Here is a 17,253-nt window from a genome sequence, read left to right on the forward strand (position 1 = left end):
GCAAAAGTGCAAAACGCCCTATTAAAAAAAGCTCACAGGATCAATATCTATTGTTACTGTTACGTTTGAATTACCATTTTTAACCAAATCTTTCAATTTTTCTTGCATAAAGAAACTACGATTGTTGTGTACTTTAAGTAATATCCTATAACGATATTGGTTTTTTAAAAAGTTTATTGCTGCTGGTGATGGGCCAAAGGTTTCGCACATGTCACCTTCACACGAAATGTTTCTTATTATTTCATTTGCTACTTTTTGCGCTGCGGCTTGATTTTTACTAGATGTTATCAATGCTATTAATCTACTAAAAGGTGGCATTTGAGCTTGACGCCTTGATTCAAGTTCAAATTCATAGAACAAGTCTCTTTCTTGACTTTGTAGTGCTTTTATAATTGAATTGTTAGGATTATTGGTTTGTATTATTGCTGTTCCTTTTTCACTAAATCTTCCTGATCTGCCTGCAACTTGGTGCAGTAATTGGTAAGTCTTTTCTGCTGCTCTCAAATCAGCGTTCTCTAAACTTAAATCTGCATTAATCACTCCAACCAGAGTTAATTTAGGAAAATTGTGCCCTTTAGCAATTATTTGCGTACCAATTATAATATTAACTTCTTCCTTTAATATTGAATCAATTACTTTATTAACTGACTTTTGATCACTGCTTACAATTGCAGTTTTTGCGTTTGGTATTAGCTTTACTATTTCCTCAAGCAGTCTTTCGATTCCTATGCCGTAAAGAGATAATGACTGCTCTTCTTGACAGTTTGGACATCTTTCAGGAAGTGTTGACTGATAAGAACAATGATGACACAAAAGAGCATTTTTTTTCTTGTGGTATGTAAGCCAAACAGCACAATTTAAGCATTGTATTTTATATCCACACTTTCTGCAAACAGCTAGTTGTGCATATCCTCGGCGATTTAAAAATAGCATAACTTGCTGATTCTTTTCTATAGTTTGTCTAATGTGCTCAAATAGTTCAGGAGAAATCCATTGCTTACTGTTTCTCATATCCACTACTTTAATCGATGGCAACTCTGCGCCACCAAACCGCTTAGTTAACTTCACATGGCTGTAGTTTCCATTTTTAACGTGATAAATGGTTTCAAGTAATGGCGTTGCTGATGATAAAATAACTGGAATATTCTCGATTTTAGCTAACATTATTGCCATGTCTCTAGCGTTATATATAATGCCCTGTTCTTGCTTGAAAGATGAGTCATGCTCTTCATCAATCACAATTAGTTTTAGATTTTTATATGGTAAAAAAAGTGCTGATCTTGCACCAATGATTATCTGTGCATTGCCATTTGCTATATTAAGCCAATTATTTCGGCGAGTTTTTGGAGTAAGTCCTGAGTGCCATTCCACTATGTTTCCAGATATTTGTGAACAAATACGATTCACCAATTGTGATGTTAAAACAATCTCTGGTAGAAGAATGAGAATTTGCGCGTCACAACTATCTTTAATTAGCTGCGCAATTACAGAGAGATAAACTTCCGTCTTACCAGAGCCTGTCTCCCCATCAAGAAGAGTTACTGAATAACAACCCAAATTACTTATTATTTCACAACTTGCTGCGCTCTGTTCATGATTTAATTGATAGCTTATTTTGCTTACTTTTTTCTCTTGTTCAGTGCAAAACAGCTTGCTTAAATCATTTACCTTTAGCACCCCTCCCATTATCATTTTTGCAAGCATGCCAATTGGTATTAGATTATATTGTGCAGCCCACTTTGCAAACGTGATAAGCTTTGGCCTTATGCTTGGTAAATTAATTTTTTGTTCAATGGATTTCAATTCTCGATTGGTTTTATTGCCGTGCTTCCAAACGATACCTATTAAACGCTTTTTGCCAAATGGTACTACAACATAACTTCCATCTATAACTTCATCATTAATTATATATGAAAATAACTGATCAATTGGTAGTGGTAGTAGTACGTCAATCATAATAGCTTAGTAGAATAGACCATCTTATGAATAGTCTAATTTTTGTTCGATTTTTTTAGTTTTGCAATGCAGCAATTCCTGGCATTTCATCGCCGCTTAGCCAGCTTAAAAATGCTCCTCCACCTGTAGAAACATATGTAAAATCCTCGTCAGTGAGGTTTGCAGCATTTATTGCAGATAGGCTATCCCCACCCCCTATTATGCTAGTTAATTTTCCTTCACTTGTTAAGTTACTAACTATTTTCATTACTTCTATTGTTCCATTTGCAAAAGCTGAATGTTCAAAAACGCCAATGGGCCCATTCCATAGCACAGTTTTACTGTTTTTGATTATATTGCTTACTGTATGCAAAGTTTGTGGACCAATGTCCAAAATTACATCATCATCCAAAATAGATCCAGTTTCTCTTAAAATGCTGGCACTATAATCAGAATTCACTGCAACCAATACATCTTCCGGCACAATTATTTTACAGCTATTTTTACTTGCCACTTTAACAATCTCGTGCAAAAAATTATCAACACCATCCTGGAAAAAAGATTTGCCTATATTTATTTTATCAAATAGTAAAAAGTTATTGGCTATAGCGCCACCTAAAATTAGGTAATCAACCTTTTCTGCTAGCTTTACAAGCATTTTTATCTTGGTTAATATCTTAGCTCCCCCAACTATTGCAGTAATCGGTTTTGCATCAAAAGATACAGCTTTTTCAAGATACTTTAGCTCATCTTGCAAGCAAAATCCTGCATAAGAAGGCAGGAGTTCTGTAATACGTGAAATAGAAGCATGAGCTCTGTGAGAGCAAGAGAATGCGTCATTTACATATACATCAGCCAAAGATGCTAACTGCTTGGCAAAATTTAAGTCATTTTGTTCTTCTTCCTTATAAAATCTTAAATTTTCAAGTAATATTATATCACCTGGACTCATGGCATCTGCTGTTTCTTGCACTTTTGCACCAATGCAGTCATCAATAAACTTCACTTCCTTATTTAGCAATTGAGATAAAGTTTTTACTATATGTTGCAATGATAAACCGTCATCTTTGGCTTTCGGGCGCCCAAAATGCGATATGATTAAAATTTTTGCATTTGTGCTTACTAAATATTTGATTGTAGGCAACGCTCTAAGAATACGAGTAGAGTCGCGAATCTCTCCAGCTTTTATAGGAACGTTGAAATCAACTCTAAGTAAGACAATCTTATCATTAAGATTACAACTTTTTATATCAAGTATTCTCATCATAAAATTAAAGCTATAGAATCAGTATACGATAACGCTGTCAAAAGTAAACCACCTCATGAAATAAGCCATAGGGGGAGGTTTTCATAAAACTTACATAATAAGAATGTTATTTAATGAATAAATTTACTAAAATATAGTTGATTTTAATAGTTTGTTTGTTATACATTAAGATAATATTTAATCAATTTTAGAGGTTTTTGTATGCTTCCTACTTTATCACCTGAACAGTTAGCTGATTTTCTTAAGAATGGAAGAGAAGAAGGTTGGGATATAGGGCCTTTTGATCCAGTAAACACGAAGTTACTTAAGGTCGGCGAGATCACTTATGGACTAGATTATCAAGATAGTGGTGATGGAAGTAGCGAAGTAATATTACTTACTAATCCTCAATCAGAACTATACAGGACGGGTATAAGTATAAAAAATGAATTCAGAAATAAGTTATCCCTCGTATCACTTGGGGAGGGCAAAATTGGAATTATTTCTCCTGCAATAGGGAAGAATAAGAAAGAGGAAGAATACGTAAAAAGTTTTTTATTTCATACTTATGATATTACGCGACTGGATTCAGATAAATGCTTCTTAGGTAAAGCAGCATTAGAAGAGAATGCTGATGAATTCCATTCTGCAAATAAGGGCAATAGTTACAGTGAGCCAAAAGCAGAAAAGCTGAGCAATGGTGATGGAATAGTAACTGCATTTGTTATTGGTAGTTATGGGCGGAAGACTCTCGTTGCTTGGTATTTAGAGCAAAATAAAGATGGAGCATTTGAACCAAGACTTGGAGCAAGTAATTTTATACAACGCACATTATTAAAAGCTCGGAAAGAAGATCAAGTATCACTCCTTAAAGATCCAGAGACTGGTGAAGTGAAAATAATTCTATCACGAGAATCTACTGACGATAATCAAAAAATAACAACAGAATTCTATGAATTTCCTGTAACACAAGAATTAATTAGAGAGTTGAGGAGCGGAAATAAGATTGATGAATGCCTTCTTGGGGCATGTATACTAACTAATTCAGAATATTCAATAGAGGAATCATCATTATTTGCTAAAGTTGAAGGGAAAATAAAATTTCTACAGCCCTTGCCTGAGTTGGGTAGTATTTCCTATCTTAAGATAGAATTGCTTTGTTGCATCGCTCTTTGGATAGGAGGCAATGCATAATAAATTCATGAAGCTATCTCAAATTTAGCCATGCCTATTTCAGTAAATTTGTTCAGCAAATAACACTTGAGTAGCATTTCTTTCTCACGGTTAATCTCAGATTTGTTCCTAAAACTAAACCCAAATGTTTGCTTCAGTCGCGAGAAAAAACTTTCTATATAAGATCTCTTCCCATAATTTATCTCTTTTTTCCACTTCTTCATACCATCTTCACCATATGACTTTATGAACTTGATTGTAGAATTTCTCTCAGCCATATAATCCAGCTTTGGATGCTCCACTGCATTGTTTTGTAGTGGAATTTTTGTCTTTATGCCAAGCTCATTGCATAATTTGTATAACTTCTTTCGATTATATGCTCTGTCTGCATATAGTGTGCTTATATTGTATTTAGCATTAGCCCTTGCAATAAGATCACAGGCTCCATAGTGGTCAGAATAAACTCCACTACTGTATTTTGCAGCTATGACTTTTTTGCTACCTATCTCCAGCATTACATGCAATTTTCTTGTTTGCTTATAGCCACGGTACTTTCTATCTGTACCGTTTGCCTTACTATGGCCTGGAATATTATTGTAGATGCTTATTCCAGTGCTATCTATGGCGATCTCAATATTTTCCATACTGTTTTTATCATGTCTTCGATCATTAATTTTTAAGTTAAGCTTTTTGAATCTTCTGGAAGCCTGGGAATAGCTGATAACTTGCAAATTTTTTCCTATTTGCTCAAGGTATCCCGCTATAAACCCCACCGTTTGTCTTAGGCCTATTCTAAACAAATAAGTTATTATGTGAATTAGAATTACGACTTTATCACTATAAATATTGTTGCCACCGGCCATTTTGGGACTTTTTTTGTACCAATTTTCTATGGCATCGTTGACGTAATAAAAAATATTTCCTCTTTCTTGGAGAAATTTGTTATATTCGTAGCAGTTACTGACTTTCATTTTGACTGGCATATTTTTCCTTTGTCGGTTAAATGCCTGTTTATAATGAATTTTATCAGTAACTGCCAGTTCTTTTTACTTTAGCTATGCAACAAAGCCGTATGAAGATCACGTTTCGTATGATCGTCGTAGAGTTGCTCCGCCTACAGAGGGACGATTTGAACTAAGTAGTTTAAATTGTGTAGGTCATAAATTATATTCAGCTGATGATGCAGAGATTGGTTCAGCTCGCTCGACTGATACAACATTAACAACTGTGTCAGTAGAAGGTCCTAGTCGACCAAGTAGCCTATTTCTTTCAAGTAATTGTAGTACTAGACTCTAAGTTTTAAGGCTGGGCTATATATTAAGTTTTGTAAAGATAGGTTTTTAGCTCTAGTGTTTACTATTATAATGATAATAGTAAACACTAGATTGTGGTATGATATCAAACTTAAAGAGCAACATAGAAAACATACCTAAGTTTCATTTCACATTGTTGCTTAAGCTTTGTGGTGGAAATAGAGTGATGGATCTTCTATTTTACAGGCCACTTAGTTATGTTGATAGGAATAAGTCATTGCTTGATGCACAAGTTGGGGAATATACAACCTTTATTGCAAAAGTTTACGAACATCAACCACCTAATTTCAAAGGAAGGCCTTACAAAATAATTGTTGAAAGCGAAAACCAGTACATATTCATAGTATTTTTTAACTACTCAATTAAATATTTACACAAGTTATTTCCTATTAAATCTTCAATAATCATAAGCGGCAAACTTGAAAAATTTGCTGAATATTGGCAAATTACTCACCCAGATTATGTATCATCTAATATCAATCAATTTAAAGAAATTGCGTGCATAGAACCGGTTTATCAATTATGCCGTGGTATTACTAACAAGAGCATAAGAAAGATGATAAGCTCTAATCTGGAAAAGCTTCCTGACTTGCCAGAATGGATTGATGATGCGTTAATTAAACAAAAAAGATGGTTAAGTTGGAAAGAAAGTTTAATAAAGTTACATAGGCCAAGCTCACTGCTTGAGGCTGAAGTCTGTAGAAAAAGGCTAGCTTACGATGAATTACTTGCATATCAGCTAGCATTAAAAATCGCACGAAAAGATCATATAAAAAGAAGAGAGGGAACGTTTACAATATCAAATAAGTATAAAGAGCAAGTTCTCAAAGGATTACCATTTCAGCTAACTGAAGATCAAATTCGCGCAATAGATGAAATTTCAAATAAGCAGAAATCTGAGTATCGCATGGTAAATTTGCTACAAGGTGATGTTGGTAGCGGCAAAACTGTTGTTGCGCTTTTTGCAATGTTAAATGTAGTAGAAAATGGTTTGCAAGCAGCTTTAATGGCACCAACTACCATCTTAGCGGAACAGCATTATAATTGGATAGAAGAGACTTTGTCTTGCACTGATATAAAAGTCGCTCTGCTTACTGGTAAAACTACACGCAAGGAAAGAAAGAATATTATGAATGAACTTGCAAATGGTGTTTTAAATATAATAATTGGCACTCATGCGCTATTTCAAGCTAATGTTACATTTAAAAATTTAGGACTTGCAGTAATAGATGAACAGCAGCGTTTTGGAGTGATGCAGAGGAATCGTTTAATAGGAAAAGGGGAAAATACTGATATACTTTTTGTCACTGCAACGCCAATTCCCAGAACTTTACAGCAAGCAGTATATGGCGATATTGATTGCTCAATCCTGAAAGAAAAACCGAAGTCCAGATTACCAATAAAAACTGTAGCTATGAGCATTGCAAAAATAGAGGATATTGTTGAAAAGCTGAAAGATGCTATAAATCGAGGTGAAAAAGCATATTGGATTTGTCCTTATATAGAGGAAAATGAAGATATTAACGTTGCTGCAGCCGAAATGCGTTTGCAGGAGTTACAGAAGACGTTTTCTGATAAAGTTAACATCATACATGGCAGATTAAGCCAAGATCAAAAAGATCAAGTGATGTTTTCTTTTAAAAGGAATGAGTTTGCTCTGCTTGTTGCAACAACTGTCATAGAGGTTGGCATAGATATACCAGATGCAACTATTATGGTTATAGAAAATGCAGAACAATTTGGCTTATCGCAATTACATCAACTAAGAGGCAGAGTGGGACGGGGAAGTAAGCCTTCCTTTTGCGTCTTGTTGTATAGTAATCTCAGTAAGAGCTCGTCTGAAAAATTAAAAACCGTATGCGAATCACAAGATGGGTTTTATATTGCTGAGAAAGATATGATGATGAGAGGTAGTGGAGATATTCTAGGAGTGAAACAGTCAGGATGTATGGAATTTAAGTTTGCCGATTTGTATAAAGACAGAGAGTTGCTAGACCTTGCATGCAAGAATGCAAAAACTGAAAATGAATTTTTTGAATTGCTACTTGAGATATTTGAATATAATGCTTGGGGAAGTACTGTATCTGCTTAATTTCAGGCGTATCCATTCAGGTGTATGGCTTAAGAAGCAATAGCCAGTAGGTTTTGAAAAGGATTTAACTTCTTTTGCCTCCAAGTCAAGTACAATGAAATTATCCTCTCAAGAAACATATTTCCCCGTTTCGATTGTGTAAAATATGAAACTTTTCGGTAAACAACGTAATGCCGAATCTGTCGCTCAGCATAGTTGTTTGTCAGTGGAATATTTTCTGGATCGTCCAAAAATTTCCACATCATCAGATCCGATTTCATGATATTTTTTGCTACTCGAGACGCTCCAATTGCCTCGGGTAAATTTGATATATTCTTTAAGTAATATCTCGTTCGCTTGCGTAATTTTCTTGCTCTTCTTATGAACCTTAATGTGTCTATTTCATCCTTTAACAGAGCTTTTTTCAATGCAAATAATTCAGTAGCAACATTCCTTAAATAATACCCCAAAACTTTCACTTCGCTATTCCAACTATGAGACAACCTTTCAAAATCTCTTGCTAAATGTGCCCAACAGACCTGCCTTTTCTTGCTGGAAAAGTAGTTGTAAGCTGCATATCTGTCGGTCACTACTAGGTTGTTATTCTTTCCAAATTTACTATTTTCCAGGACTTTCATCCCTCTTGACTCTGTCAATTTGATCACACTTCCTATTTTGCTCGCAAACATCCAGCACCAGCCCTGTTTACCTTTGTTGTAATGGCTAGTTTCATCGATATGTAAAATTTTGCTCTTGCTTACCTCTTCCTCAATTTGCTCATATGCTTCTTGGCATTTTTCTGCCACTCTAGCCTCGCTATTTGATACACTACCGACGCTGATATCCAGGTTGAAAATGTCCTTTATAATATTTGCCACTTCTTTTTTCGAATTCTTGTAAAATCCACTTAATGCTGTAATTACTGACTTAACTCTTGGACCAAATGTGTCCGCAGTTACTCCTTCTTGTAGCTTGCTACTTTTTCTTTTTCCACATCTTTTGCAATGTCCATGCTGTAGTTGATATTCAACTACATACGGCTTGATTTCCGGCAAATCGACCTTTTGATGAGTATACGGATCTTTTGATACCGCAATCTCTCCTCTGCACTCACACGTATTGGGCAGTTCTATTTTTACCATCTCATCTGCCTCCATTTTAGGGCGGTAACTGCCTTTATGTCCAACCTGTGCTCCTACTTTCCTGTCACTTTTTGGCTTATTTTCCCTCATCTTATATAATTCTTTGGAGCTTGGTATAGATGAATTTTTTGAATTTAAGCCAAGCCTTTCTTTTAACTCAGCGTTTTCGATCCTTAGCGCTTTATTTTCTGCTTTAAGCTCTTCTATTTTTGTTTCTAACTTTTCTATAGTCTGCTTAAACTTTCGCAAAATTCTAAAAGATCAACCATATTACCTCACAGCCACTCTAGTTTACCTTTTTAGCATTCCTTGTCTACTCTTTATTTTACCGCCCAGCTGAATGGATACGTCTATTGCAGCTCTTGCATAATCATGTCTAGTTCCCACTTTGACCTTGGTGCAAAGTTAAGTGAGTCTATGTAATTTCTCTCCAGTCTTTCAATACCTGCCCAGGCAACCATTATTGCATTGTCCGTACATAGATTATTAGGAGGGCATAATATATTTAAATTTATATGTTTTTGTAATTTTTTTCTCAAGAAATTATTTGCTGCAACTCCACCGGTAAGGACGAAATCACTAACTTTAATATTTAAGGATTCAGTCATTTGAATTGCATTCTTAACTCTATCAAGTAATACGTCACTGACACATTCCTGAAATGAGGCACACATATCACACACGTCCTTCTCATTCATTTCAAGCTTTTGCACTAGATTTTTTACTGCTGTTTTGATTCCAGAGAATGAGAAATCGCATCCAGTGCGCTTTATCATTGCTCTTGGGAGTTTAAATCTTGTACCATCACCTTTTTGTGCTAGCCTTTCAATTATTGGACCACCAGGATAGCTTAGGCCAAGCGTTTTAGCAACTTTATCAAATGCTTCTCCTAATGAATCATCGAGTGTTTCTCCAAGTTTTATGTATTTACCTACATCCTGCGCAATTAAGAATTGGCAGTGGCCACCTGATACTAACAGGACTAAGAAAGGAAATTTCACTTCTTGTAGTAATCTGATGACAAGTGCATGTGCCTCCAGGTGATTGACTGCAATAAATGGCTTTTGTGCCGCATGTGCAATACCTTTAGCCATCATCGTACCAACTATTAATCCACCGATAAGCCCTGGCCCTGATGTTGCTGCAATTGCGTCTAAATCGCGAAAATTGAGATTAGATTTCTCCATAGCACTTTTTATTAGACCATCCAAATGATCCATATGTGCACGAGATGCTATTTCGGGAATTACGCCACCGCGTGTTCTATGTTCTGCTTGAGAGAGAATTTCATGAGCGAGAACTTGTTTATTGCTATTTACAGCTGCAACTGCAGTTTCATCGCAGCTTGTTTCAATAGCTAAAATAGTTTTCATTTCAGGCTCGTTAAAATTGCCTCCTGTTGCTGAGCATGAACGCTAGTATAACCACATGCAGGAGAGGCAGCAGCAGGCCTTGCAACGCACTGAGGCCTTTTTGCTTGAATGTTTAGGCTAGATAACGCTTCTTCTATCAATGGATTGACAAAAGACCATCCGCCCATATTTTTTGGCTCTTCTTGGCACCACACTACTTCAGCATTTTTGTATTTTTTAAGCTCAACACTTAATTTATCAGAGGGGAATGGATAGAATTGCTCCAAGCGTATTACCGCTATGTCATTAATTTTTTGCACTTCACACATTTCAATGATGTCATAATAAACTTTGCCGCTGCATATTACTACTTTGCGTATTTTATCATTTGCAACCAATTCTTTCCTGCTTTCTGGAATCACCGCTAAAAATTGCCCTTCAAAGTCAGATAGATTAGAAACTGCCCTTTTGTGACGCAGCAGTGATTTAGGTGTGAATGCTACTAGAGGCTTACGAAAATCCCTGTGGATCTGCCTGCGCAAAGCATGAAAGTAGTTTGCTGGTGTGGAGCAATTAACTATCTGCATGTTATCTTCTGCACAGAGCTGCAAAAACCTTTCTATACGGGCAGAACTATGCTCAGGTCCTTGGCCTTCATAACCGTGAGGTAACAATAAAACTAAACCACTTGATCGTAGCCATTTTGTTTCTGCAGATGCGATAAATTGGTCAATCATGATCTGTGCACCATTTGCAAAGTCTCCAAATTGTCCTTCCCAAAGCACCAGCGAATATGGAGAATCAAGGCTATATCCATACTCAAATCCCATAACAGCATATTCTGACAAGGCGCTATCTATAACCTCAAAGCGAGCCTGCTTTTCATTTATATTGTTGAGTGGAACAAATGTTTCTTCTGTTTCTTGGTCAATTAATTTTGAATGACGATGAGAGAAAGTTCCGCGGCCAGAGTCTTGACCTGATAAACGCACTTCTGTTCCTTCTGCAAGCAATGATGCAAATGCAAGGCTTTCTGCAGTTGCCCAATCTATATTACTGCCAGAATTTATGGTTTCTATTCTTCCATCAAGTATTTTTCTAACTTTATTATTAATATTAAAACTGCTTGGAATATTGCTATTTATATGCACACCTAACTTTTTTAATTCATTCTGGGGGGCGCCAGAATCTGTGTAGTATTCACTGAGATCATTTAGCTTTGCTCTTCTTAGTTTTGACCACACTCCATCAAACCAATCGGCTTTTTTTGGAGTGTAATTCACTGATTCAGCAAGATTTTTATCCAATTTTGCTCTAAAATCACTGCGTAATTTGTTTACTTCATCACCGCCTAATACTTTTTCTGCAGTTAATTTTTCTTCATAAAGTGTTCCAGGGGTTTTGTGTTTTGATATTGCTTTATACATAAGTGGCTGGGTGAAGTTTGGTTCATCACCTTCATTGTGGCCGTATTTGCGGTAGCATATTATGTCAATTACTACGTCTTTTTTAAATTTTTGTCTATATTCTAGCGCAAGGCCTGCAACAAAACTTACTGCCTCTGGCTTATCTCCATTAACGTGAAACACTGGTGCTTCTATTGATTTTGCCACATCAGTGCAATAAAAAGAAGACCGCGCGCAGCATGGGTTAGCAGTGAAGCCAACTTGATTATTAATGACAATGTGTACAATGCCGTCAACTTTGTAGCCTTCAATGTTACTTAAAGTTAAGGTTTCAGCAACCACTCCCTGGCCTATAAAAGCCGCATCACCATGAATTGATATTCCAATGCTTTTTTCCTGTCTTGCTTTTAATCTTCCAGCTAACACTGGATTTACCGCTTCAAGATGCGATGGATTAGGGCACAAACTTAAATGCATTTTCTTGCCATTTGCAACTACTCTATCAGAAGAGTAACCAAGGTGATATTTTACATCACCAGAAACCTCAAGATCGCTTGGGTATGCAAGATTTCCCTGAAATTCAGAGAGCATTGCAGCATATTCCTTTCCCATAACTTTAGTGAGAACATTTAGTCGTCCACGATGGGCCATGCCAAGTACTATCTCTCCAATACCAGAAGCTGCAGAATCGCTAATAATTTTTTCAATTGCAACAATAGCTGACTCTCCACCTTCTATGGAAAAGCGCTTATATCCAGGGAATTTCATGTGAAGAAACTGCTCAAACATTTCAGCTTCAATCAAATGTCGCAATATTTCTTTTTTATCTTGCGGGCTTAATGTGTAGGTTTGATTTTCGATTTTCTCTTGTAGCCACATTCTCTCTTCGTAGGAGGAAATATGCATAAATTCAAAGCCGATATTTTTACAGTAAATGTTTCTGTAGAGTTCAGCATCATGCGCTGAAGATAAATTCGAATATTTTTGATAATCTATCGCTAGGTTTTCATTTAATGATAAGGGATTTAAGTCTGCAAAAAAATGACCATAAGCTCTAAAGAAACTTGCTGAACTAGAAGCAGAGCCATCTGTTTTAGCTGCACTGCAAGGTTCTGCCTTACTAATTTCTGCCTTGCTTGAGAAAACTTTAAGCCAATCCTCTCCGATTGATTTGTCACCCTTAAGGTAACGGCTATACATTTCCTCTATGAACTCCGCATTTTCACCATGCAGGCAGCTTAAATCTGACATAATCACTGTATTAAAGACCAAGTAACTATAAGTATAACTTAAGTTTTTTAAAAAAGAACTTTTTTGATCTCCAGAATTAAACTACTCCATGTGATTTATTACTAGCTTCAAGTGAATCAACACTAGTGTATGGATAATCTCGCTCCTCTGGTCTTCTGCAAGTTTTCATAGCAATAAATGTTAATGCAAAACAAAGTACAGGAGGTACTCCAAAAGCTGACCCGATTTCTGGTCCTAAACCAATGCCTAATAGAATTCCCATTAATGCACAACATGCGCTAAGACAGCCGAAAGCGCAATATATGTCACCATAATATGTACGGCTAGAGAATTTTAAGTATTTATTGGTGTCTATTATTGCCAATTGAGCATTTTCAAGGCTTAGTTCTTGATTTTTTAATAATTCTCCATTCTTTTTAATTTTAATATTCTGCGCATCAATATGCAATATTTCTGGATATTTTGAATCATAATCGCTGTCAATTATCTTACCTGCAAATTCATATACGTCATATTTGTCATTTTTATTGTTGGAATCATCTTGTATCCTTACCACAGCAGATAGTAAGTCTTTGTGTTTTCCCAACTCTTGACATATTGCATCATGATTAGTACTTGTGATTGTAATGTGTCCATCAGCATGCGTCGTTAACTTTTGAATCGGAGACTCGTATGACACATATCTGAACTTGCCATCATATTGAATATATTTATCATTATTATGTATAATCATGTTTATTACCTATCTGATATTATTAATATATATTTCAATATTACGTATCCATTCAGGTGTATGGCTTAAGAAGCAATAGCCAGTAGGTTTTGAAAAGGATTTAACTTCTTTTGCCTCCAAGTCAAGTACAATGAAATTATCCTCTCAAGAAACATATTTCCCCGTTTCGATTGTGTAAAATATGAAACTTTTCGGTAAACAACGTAATGCCGAATCTGTCGCTCAGCATAGTTGTTTGTCAGTGGAATATTTTCTGGATCGTCCAAAAATTTCCACATCATCAGATCCGATTTCATGATATTTTTTGCTACTCGAGACGCTCCAATTGCCTCGGGTAAATTTGATATATTCTTTAAGTAATATCTCGTTCGCTTGCGTAATTTTCTTGCTCTTCTTATGAACCTTAATGTGTCTATTTCATCCTTTAACAGAGCTTTTTTCAATGCAAATAATTCAGTAGCAACATTCCTTAAATAATACCCCAAAACTTTCACTTCGCTATTCCAACTATGAGACAACCTTTCAAAATCTCTTGCTAAATGTGCCCAACAGACCTGCCTTTTCTTGCTGGAAAAGTAGTTGTAAGCTGCATATCTGTTGGTCACTACTAGGTTGTTATTCTTTCCAAATTTACTATTTTCCAGGACTTTCATCCCTCTTGACTCTGTCAATTTGATCACACTTCCTATTTTGCTCGCAAACATCCAGCACCAGCCCTGTTTACCTTTGTTGTAATGGCTAGTTTCATCGATATGTAAAATTTTGCTCTTGCTTACCTCTTCCTCAATTTGCTCATATGCTTCTTGGCATTTTTCTGCCACTCTAGCCTCGCTATTTGATACACTACCGACGCTGATATCCAGGTTGAAAATGTCCTTTATAATATTTGCCACTTCTTTTTTCGAATTCTTGTAAAATCCACTTAATGCTGCAATTACTGACTTAACTCTTGGACCAAATGTGTCCGCAGTTACTCCTTCTTGTAGCTTGCTACTTTTTCTTTTTCCACATCTTTTGCAACGTCCATGCTCTAGTTGATATTCAACTACATACGGCTTGATTTCCGGCAAATCGACCTTTTGATGAGTATACGGATCTTTTGATACCGCAATTTCTCCTCCGCACTCACACGTATTGGGCAGTTCTATTTTTACCATCTCATCTGCCTCCATTTTAGGGCGGTAACTGCCTTTATGTCCAACCTGTGCTCCTACTTTCCTGTCACTTTTTGACTTATTTTCCCTCATCTTATATAATTCTTTGGAGCTTGGTATAGATGAATTTTTTGAACTTAAGCCAAGCCTTTCTTTTAACTCAGCGTTTTCGATCCTTAGCGCTTTATTTTCTGCTTTAAGCTCTTCTATTTTTGTTTCTAACTTTTCTATAGTCTGCTTAAACTTTCGCAAAATTCTAAAAGATCAACCATATTACCTCACAGCCACTCTAGTTTACCTTTTTAGCATTCCTTGTCTACTCTTTATTTTACCGCCCGGCTGAATGGATACCTCTTATAATTTCTTCTAATTCTTGCCGCAGACCCGTATTAGATAACCAATCTGCCAATTTGTTTGCGTCGTGCTCAAATAAGAATTCGCGTAATGATACATTACTGTTAGCAATTTTCTTATCAATATTGCGCAATAGATCGAGTATTCTCTCATTACCAGGTTTTTGCATTTTCAGCACTTCATTCTTGCAATCGTCCCAAAATTTATATAACTCATCCAGTACTTCACTTTCGCGATCCCAAATATCGCATAACTCAGCTTTATTTGGCTTTTCTGCTTCAGGATTATGTAATAGAATATGTTGAGTTATAGCTTTAGCACATTCTATACGGTCAAAACCAATAGCCATCTGTAAAGGAGTGTATCCATCGTTATCTCTTTCATTAAGATTAGCTCCATTGTTAATTAGAAGCCTCGATATATCCAACTTACCGTCCCAACAATTAATATTATTGTGCACTATTCCTGATGTCAAACTGTTCAAATAAGCCGCACCGTTCCAATAATTAGCTGTATGTAAAGGAGTATGTCCCTGGTCATTTTTTTCATTAACATTAGCTCCATTGTTAATGAGAGTCTTTACCATTTCCACATTGCCGCTATCAGCAGCATAATGCAAAAGAGTGCGTCTCCTCTTGTTATATATTTCCTCAAATTGGTGGTCTATTCCGCTGCCATAGGCAATATTTGGATATTCTCTTATAATTTCTTCTAATGTTTGCCATAAACCCGTATTAGACAACCAAACAGCCAGCTTGGTCAGATAGCACTCAAATATGAATTCGTGTAATGATACATTACCATTAGCAATGTTCTTATAAGGATCGCGTAGTAGATCGAGTATTCTCTCATTACCAGGTTTTTGCATTTTCAGTACTTCATTTTTGCAATCATCCCAAAATTTAAATAGCTGAGGCTTATCTTCCTGAGTGATGTAACCTGGCTTTTCTGCTTCAGGGTTATGTAATATAATGTGCTGAATCATAGCTCTAGCACGTTCTATATGGTTACCTTCAACAGCCAACTGTAAAGGAGTGCATCCATCATTATCTCCTCCATTAACATTAGCTCCATTGTGAATTAAAAGCATTACCATCCCTATCACCCCCAACTCGCCGTACTGAGTAGCATCATGCAAAGGAGTGCGTCCATTCTCATCTTTCTCATTAACATTAGCTCCTTCGCTAATTAGAAACTTTATGCAAAAAAGTGCGTCCCTCGTTATTTCTTACATTAACATCGGCTCCGTTGTTAATTAGAAGCTCTGCTATCTCCGCATCACTGTTCTTAACAGCAAAACATAAAGGGGCGTTTCCATCTTCGTCTCTTATATTAGAATTTGCTCCTTCTCTGAGTAGCATTTCTACAATGTCTAAATGTCCATGCATAACAGCAAGGTGCAAAGGAGTTCCTGCGCTACTTGTTGCAGAAATATTTGCTCCTTCTCTGAGTAGTACTATTACAACTTCTAAATGGCCTTTCCAGGCAGCACAATGCAAAGCGGTAAACCCATTTATACGTTCTACTGCATTAACATTAGCTCCTGAGTCCAGTAGAATTTCCACAATCTCTGCATAACCACTGTCAGCAGCCCAATGCAAAGCAGCCCATCCTTCTATACTTTCTGCATTCACATTAGCTCCACGCTCAATTAAGAATTGTACTATTTCTGTGTTATAGGGTACACGTCTATCATAAGCATCAGGCTGAGCAAGCAAACGCAAGGCAGTATCACCATCAGCAATATGATTAACATCTGCTCCACTTTCTACTAAAAATTCTGTTACCCTTCTATACCCATTTGTAGCCGCAATGTAGAATAGTGTATAGTCTACAGAGTAATCACCATCATCGTAAGAAAATATATGGTCAACTTTGAACCCATCGTTTTTCCATTCTTCATATCCAGCTGGGTATTGAACTTTCAATTCATCTGCTATTTTCTTAATTACATCTTCTCTTGTTAAATCTTGAGAATTTTCTACTTTTTCTAATACACTACTTAACATTTGTGGTAATCCTCGCAAATACATTACTTTTTCCAATAAGATAATTTTTATTATGAAATATTTTACTAAAAACTCAACACACTTTCTTGATAAATATAATTGTGCATAAGTATG

At 36.1% G+C, this 17,253-nt stretch carries 10 protein-coding genes and 2 pseudogenes; 2 read left to right on the forward strand and 10 right to left on the reverse strand.

Annotated elements, in window-relative coordinates:
• Positions 1 to 21 precede the first annotated feature (21 nt).
• Entirely contained in the window at positions 22 to 1,956 is a 1,935-nt protein-coding gene (gene priA, locus HF197_RS01150) for a replication restart helicase PriA (RefSeq protein ID WP_168463944.1), read from the reverse strand.
• A gap of 55 nt (positions 1,957 to 2,011) precedes the next feature.
• Complete coding sequence (locus tag HF197_RS01155) at positions 2,012 to 3,199, reverse strand: phosphoglycerate kinase (RefSeq protein ID WP_174855530.1); 1,188 nt, start codon at positions 3,197 to 3,199, stop codon at positions 2,012 to 2,014.
• Positions 3,200 to 3,403: 204 nt separating this feature from the next.
• Here HF197_RS01155 and HF197_RS01160 point away from each other — a divergent pair, with 204 nt between their 5' ends.
• Positions 3,404 to 4,375: a hypothetical protein gene (locus HF197_RS01160; RefSeq protein WP_168463946.1), complete on the forward strand. Its 972-nt coding sequence runs from the start codon at positions 3,404 to 3,406 to the stop codon at positions 4,373 to 4,375.
• 5 nt (positions 4,376 to 4,380) lie between these two features.
• Here HF197_RS01160 and HF197_RS01165 read toward each other — a convergent pair whose 3' ends face one another.
• Complete coding sequence (locus HF197_RS01165) at positions 4,381 to 5,337, reverse strand: IS5 family transposase (protein ID WP_168463947.1); 957 nt, start codon at positions 5,335 to 5,337, stop codon at positions 4,381 to 4,383.
• A 409-nt stretch (positions 5,338 to 5,746) separates the two neighbouring features.
• Between HF197_RS01165 and recG the strand changes: the two genes are divergently transcribed.
• A complete protein-coding gene (gene recG / locus HF197_RS01170; RefSeq protein ID WP_168463948.1) occupies positions 5,747 to 7,759 on the forward strand; it encodes an ATP-dependent DNA helicase RecG in 2,013 nt (670 codons plus the stop codon).
• A 29-nt stretch (positions 7,760 to 7,788) separates the two neighbouring features.
• Here recG and tnpC (HF197_RS01175) read toward each other — a convergent pair.
• From tnpC (HF197_RS01175) to HF197_RS01205, 7 genes and pseudogenes are all read right to left on the reverse strand, one after another.
• Positions 7,789 to 9,149, reverse strand: a pseudogene (tnpC, locus tag HF197_RS01175) (IS66 family transposase).
• An 81-nt stretch (positions 9,150 to 9,230) separates the two neighbouring features.
• Entirely contained in the window at positions 9,231 to 10,253 is a 1,023-nt protein-coding gene (tsaD, locus tag HF197_RS01180; protein WP_168463949.1) for a tRNA (adenosine(37)-N6)-threonylcarbamoyltransferase complex transferase subunit TsaD, read from the reverse strand.
• Positions 10,250 to 12,889, reverse strand: coding sequence for a 2-oxoglutarate dehydrogenase E1 component (locus HF197_RS01185; RefSeq protein WP_168463950.1), 2,640 nt, complete (start codon positions 12,887 to 12,889; stop codon positions 10,250 to 10,252). Before HF197_RS01185 ends, tsaD begins: the two co-directional genes overlap by 4 nt.
• Positions 12,890 to 12,965: 76 nt before the next feature.
• Complete coding sequence (locus tag HF197_RS01190; RefSeq protein WP_168463951.1) at positions 12,966 to 13,622, reverse strand: hypothetical protein; 657 nt, start codon at positions 13,620 to 13,622, stop codon at positions 12,966 to 12,968.
• A 65-nt stretch (positions 13,623 to 13,687) separates the two neighbouring features.
• Positions 13,688 to 15,048: pseudogene (gene tnpC, locus HF197_RS01195) on the reverse strand (IS66 family transposase).
• Between the two features lie 56 nt (positions 15,049 to 15,104).
• Positions 15,105 to 16,355 carry an ankyrin repeat domain-containing protein gene (locus HF197_RS01200; protein WP_369800039.1) on the reverse strand — a complete coding sequence of 417 codons (1,251 nt, stop codon included), beginning with the start codon at positions 16,353 to 16,355 and terminating at the stop codon, positions 15,105 to 15,107.
• Positions 16,315 to 17,175, reverse strand: coding sequence for an ankyrin repeat domain-containing protein (locus tag HF197_RS01205; RefSeq protein WP_168463953.1), 861 nt, complete (start codon positions 17,173 to 17,175; stop codon positions 16,315 to 16,317). Before HF197_RS01205 ends, HF197_RS01200 begins: the two co-directional genes overlap by 41 nt.
• Positions 17,176 to 17,253 lie beyond the last annotated feature (78 nt).

The sequence above is a fragment of the Wolbachia endosymbiont of Ctenocephalides felis wCfeT genome, assembly GCF_012277295.1.
In the GTDB taxonomy this organism is placed as follows: Bacteria; Pseudomonadota; Alphaproteobacteria; order Rickettsiales; family Anaplasmataceae; genus Wolbachia.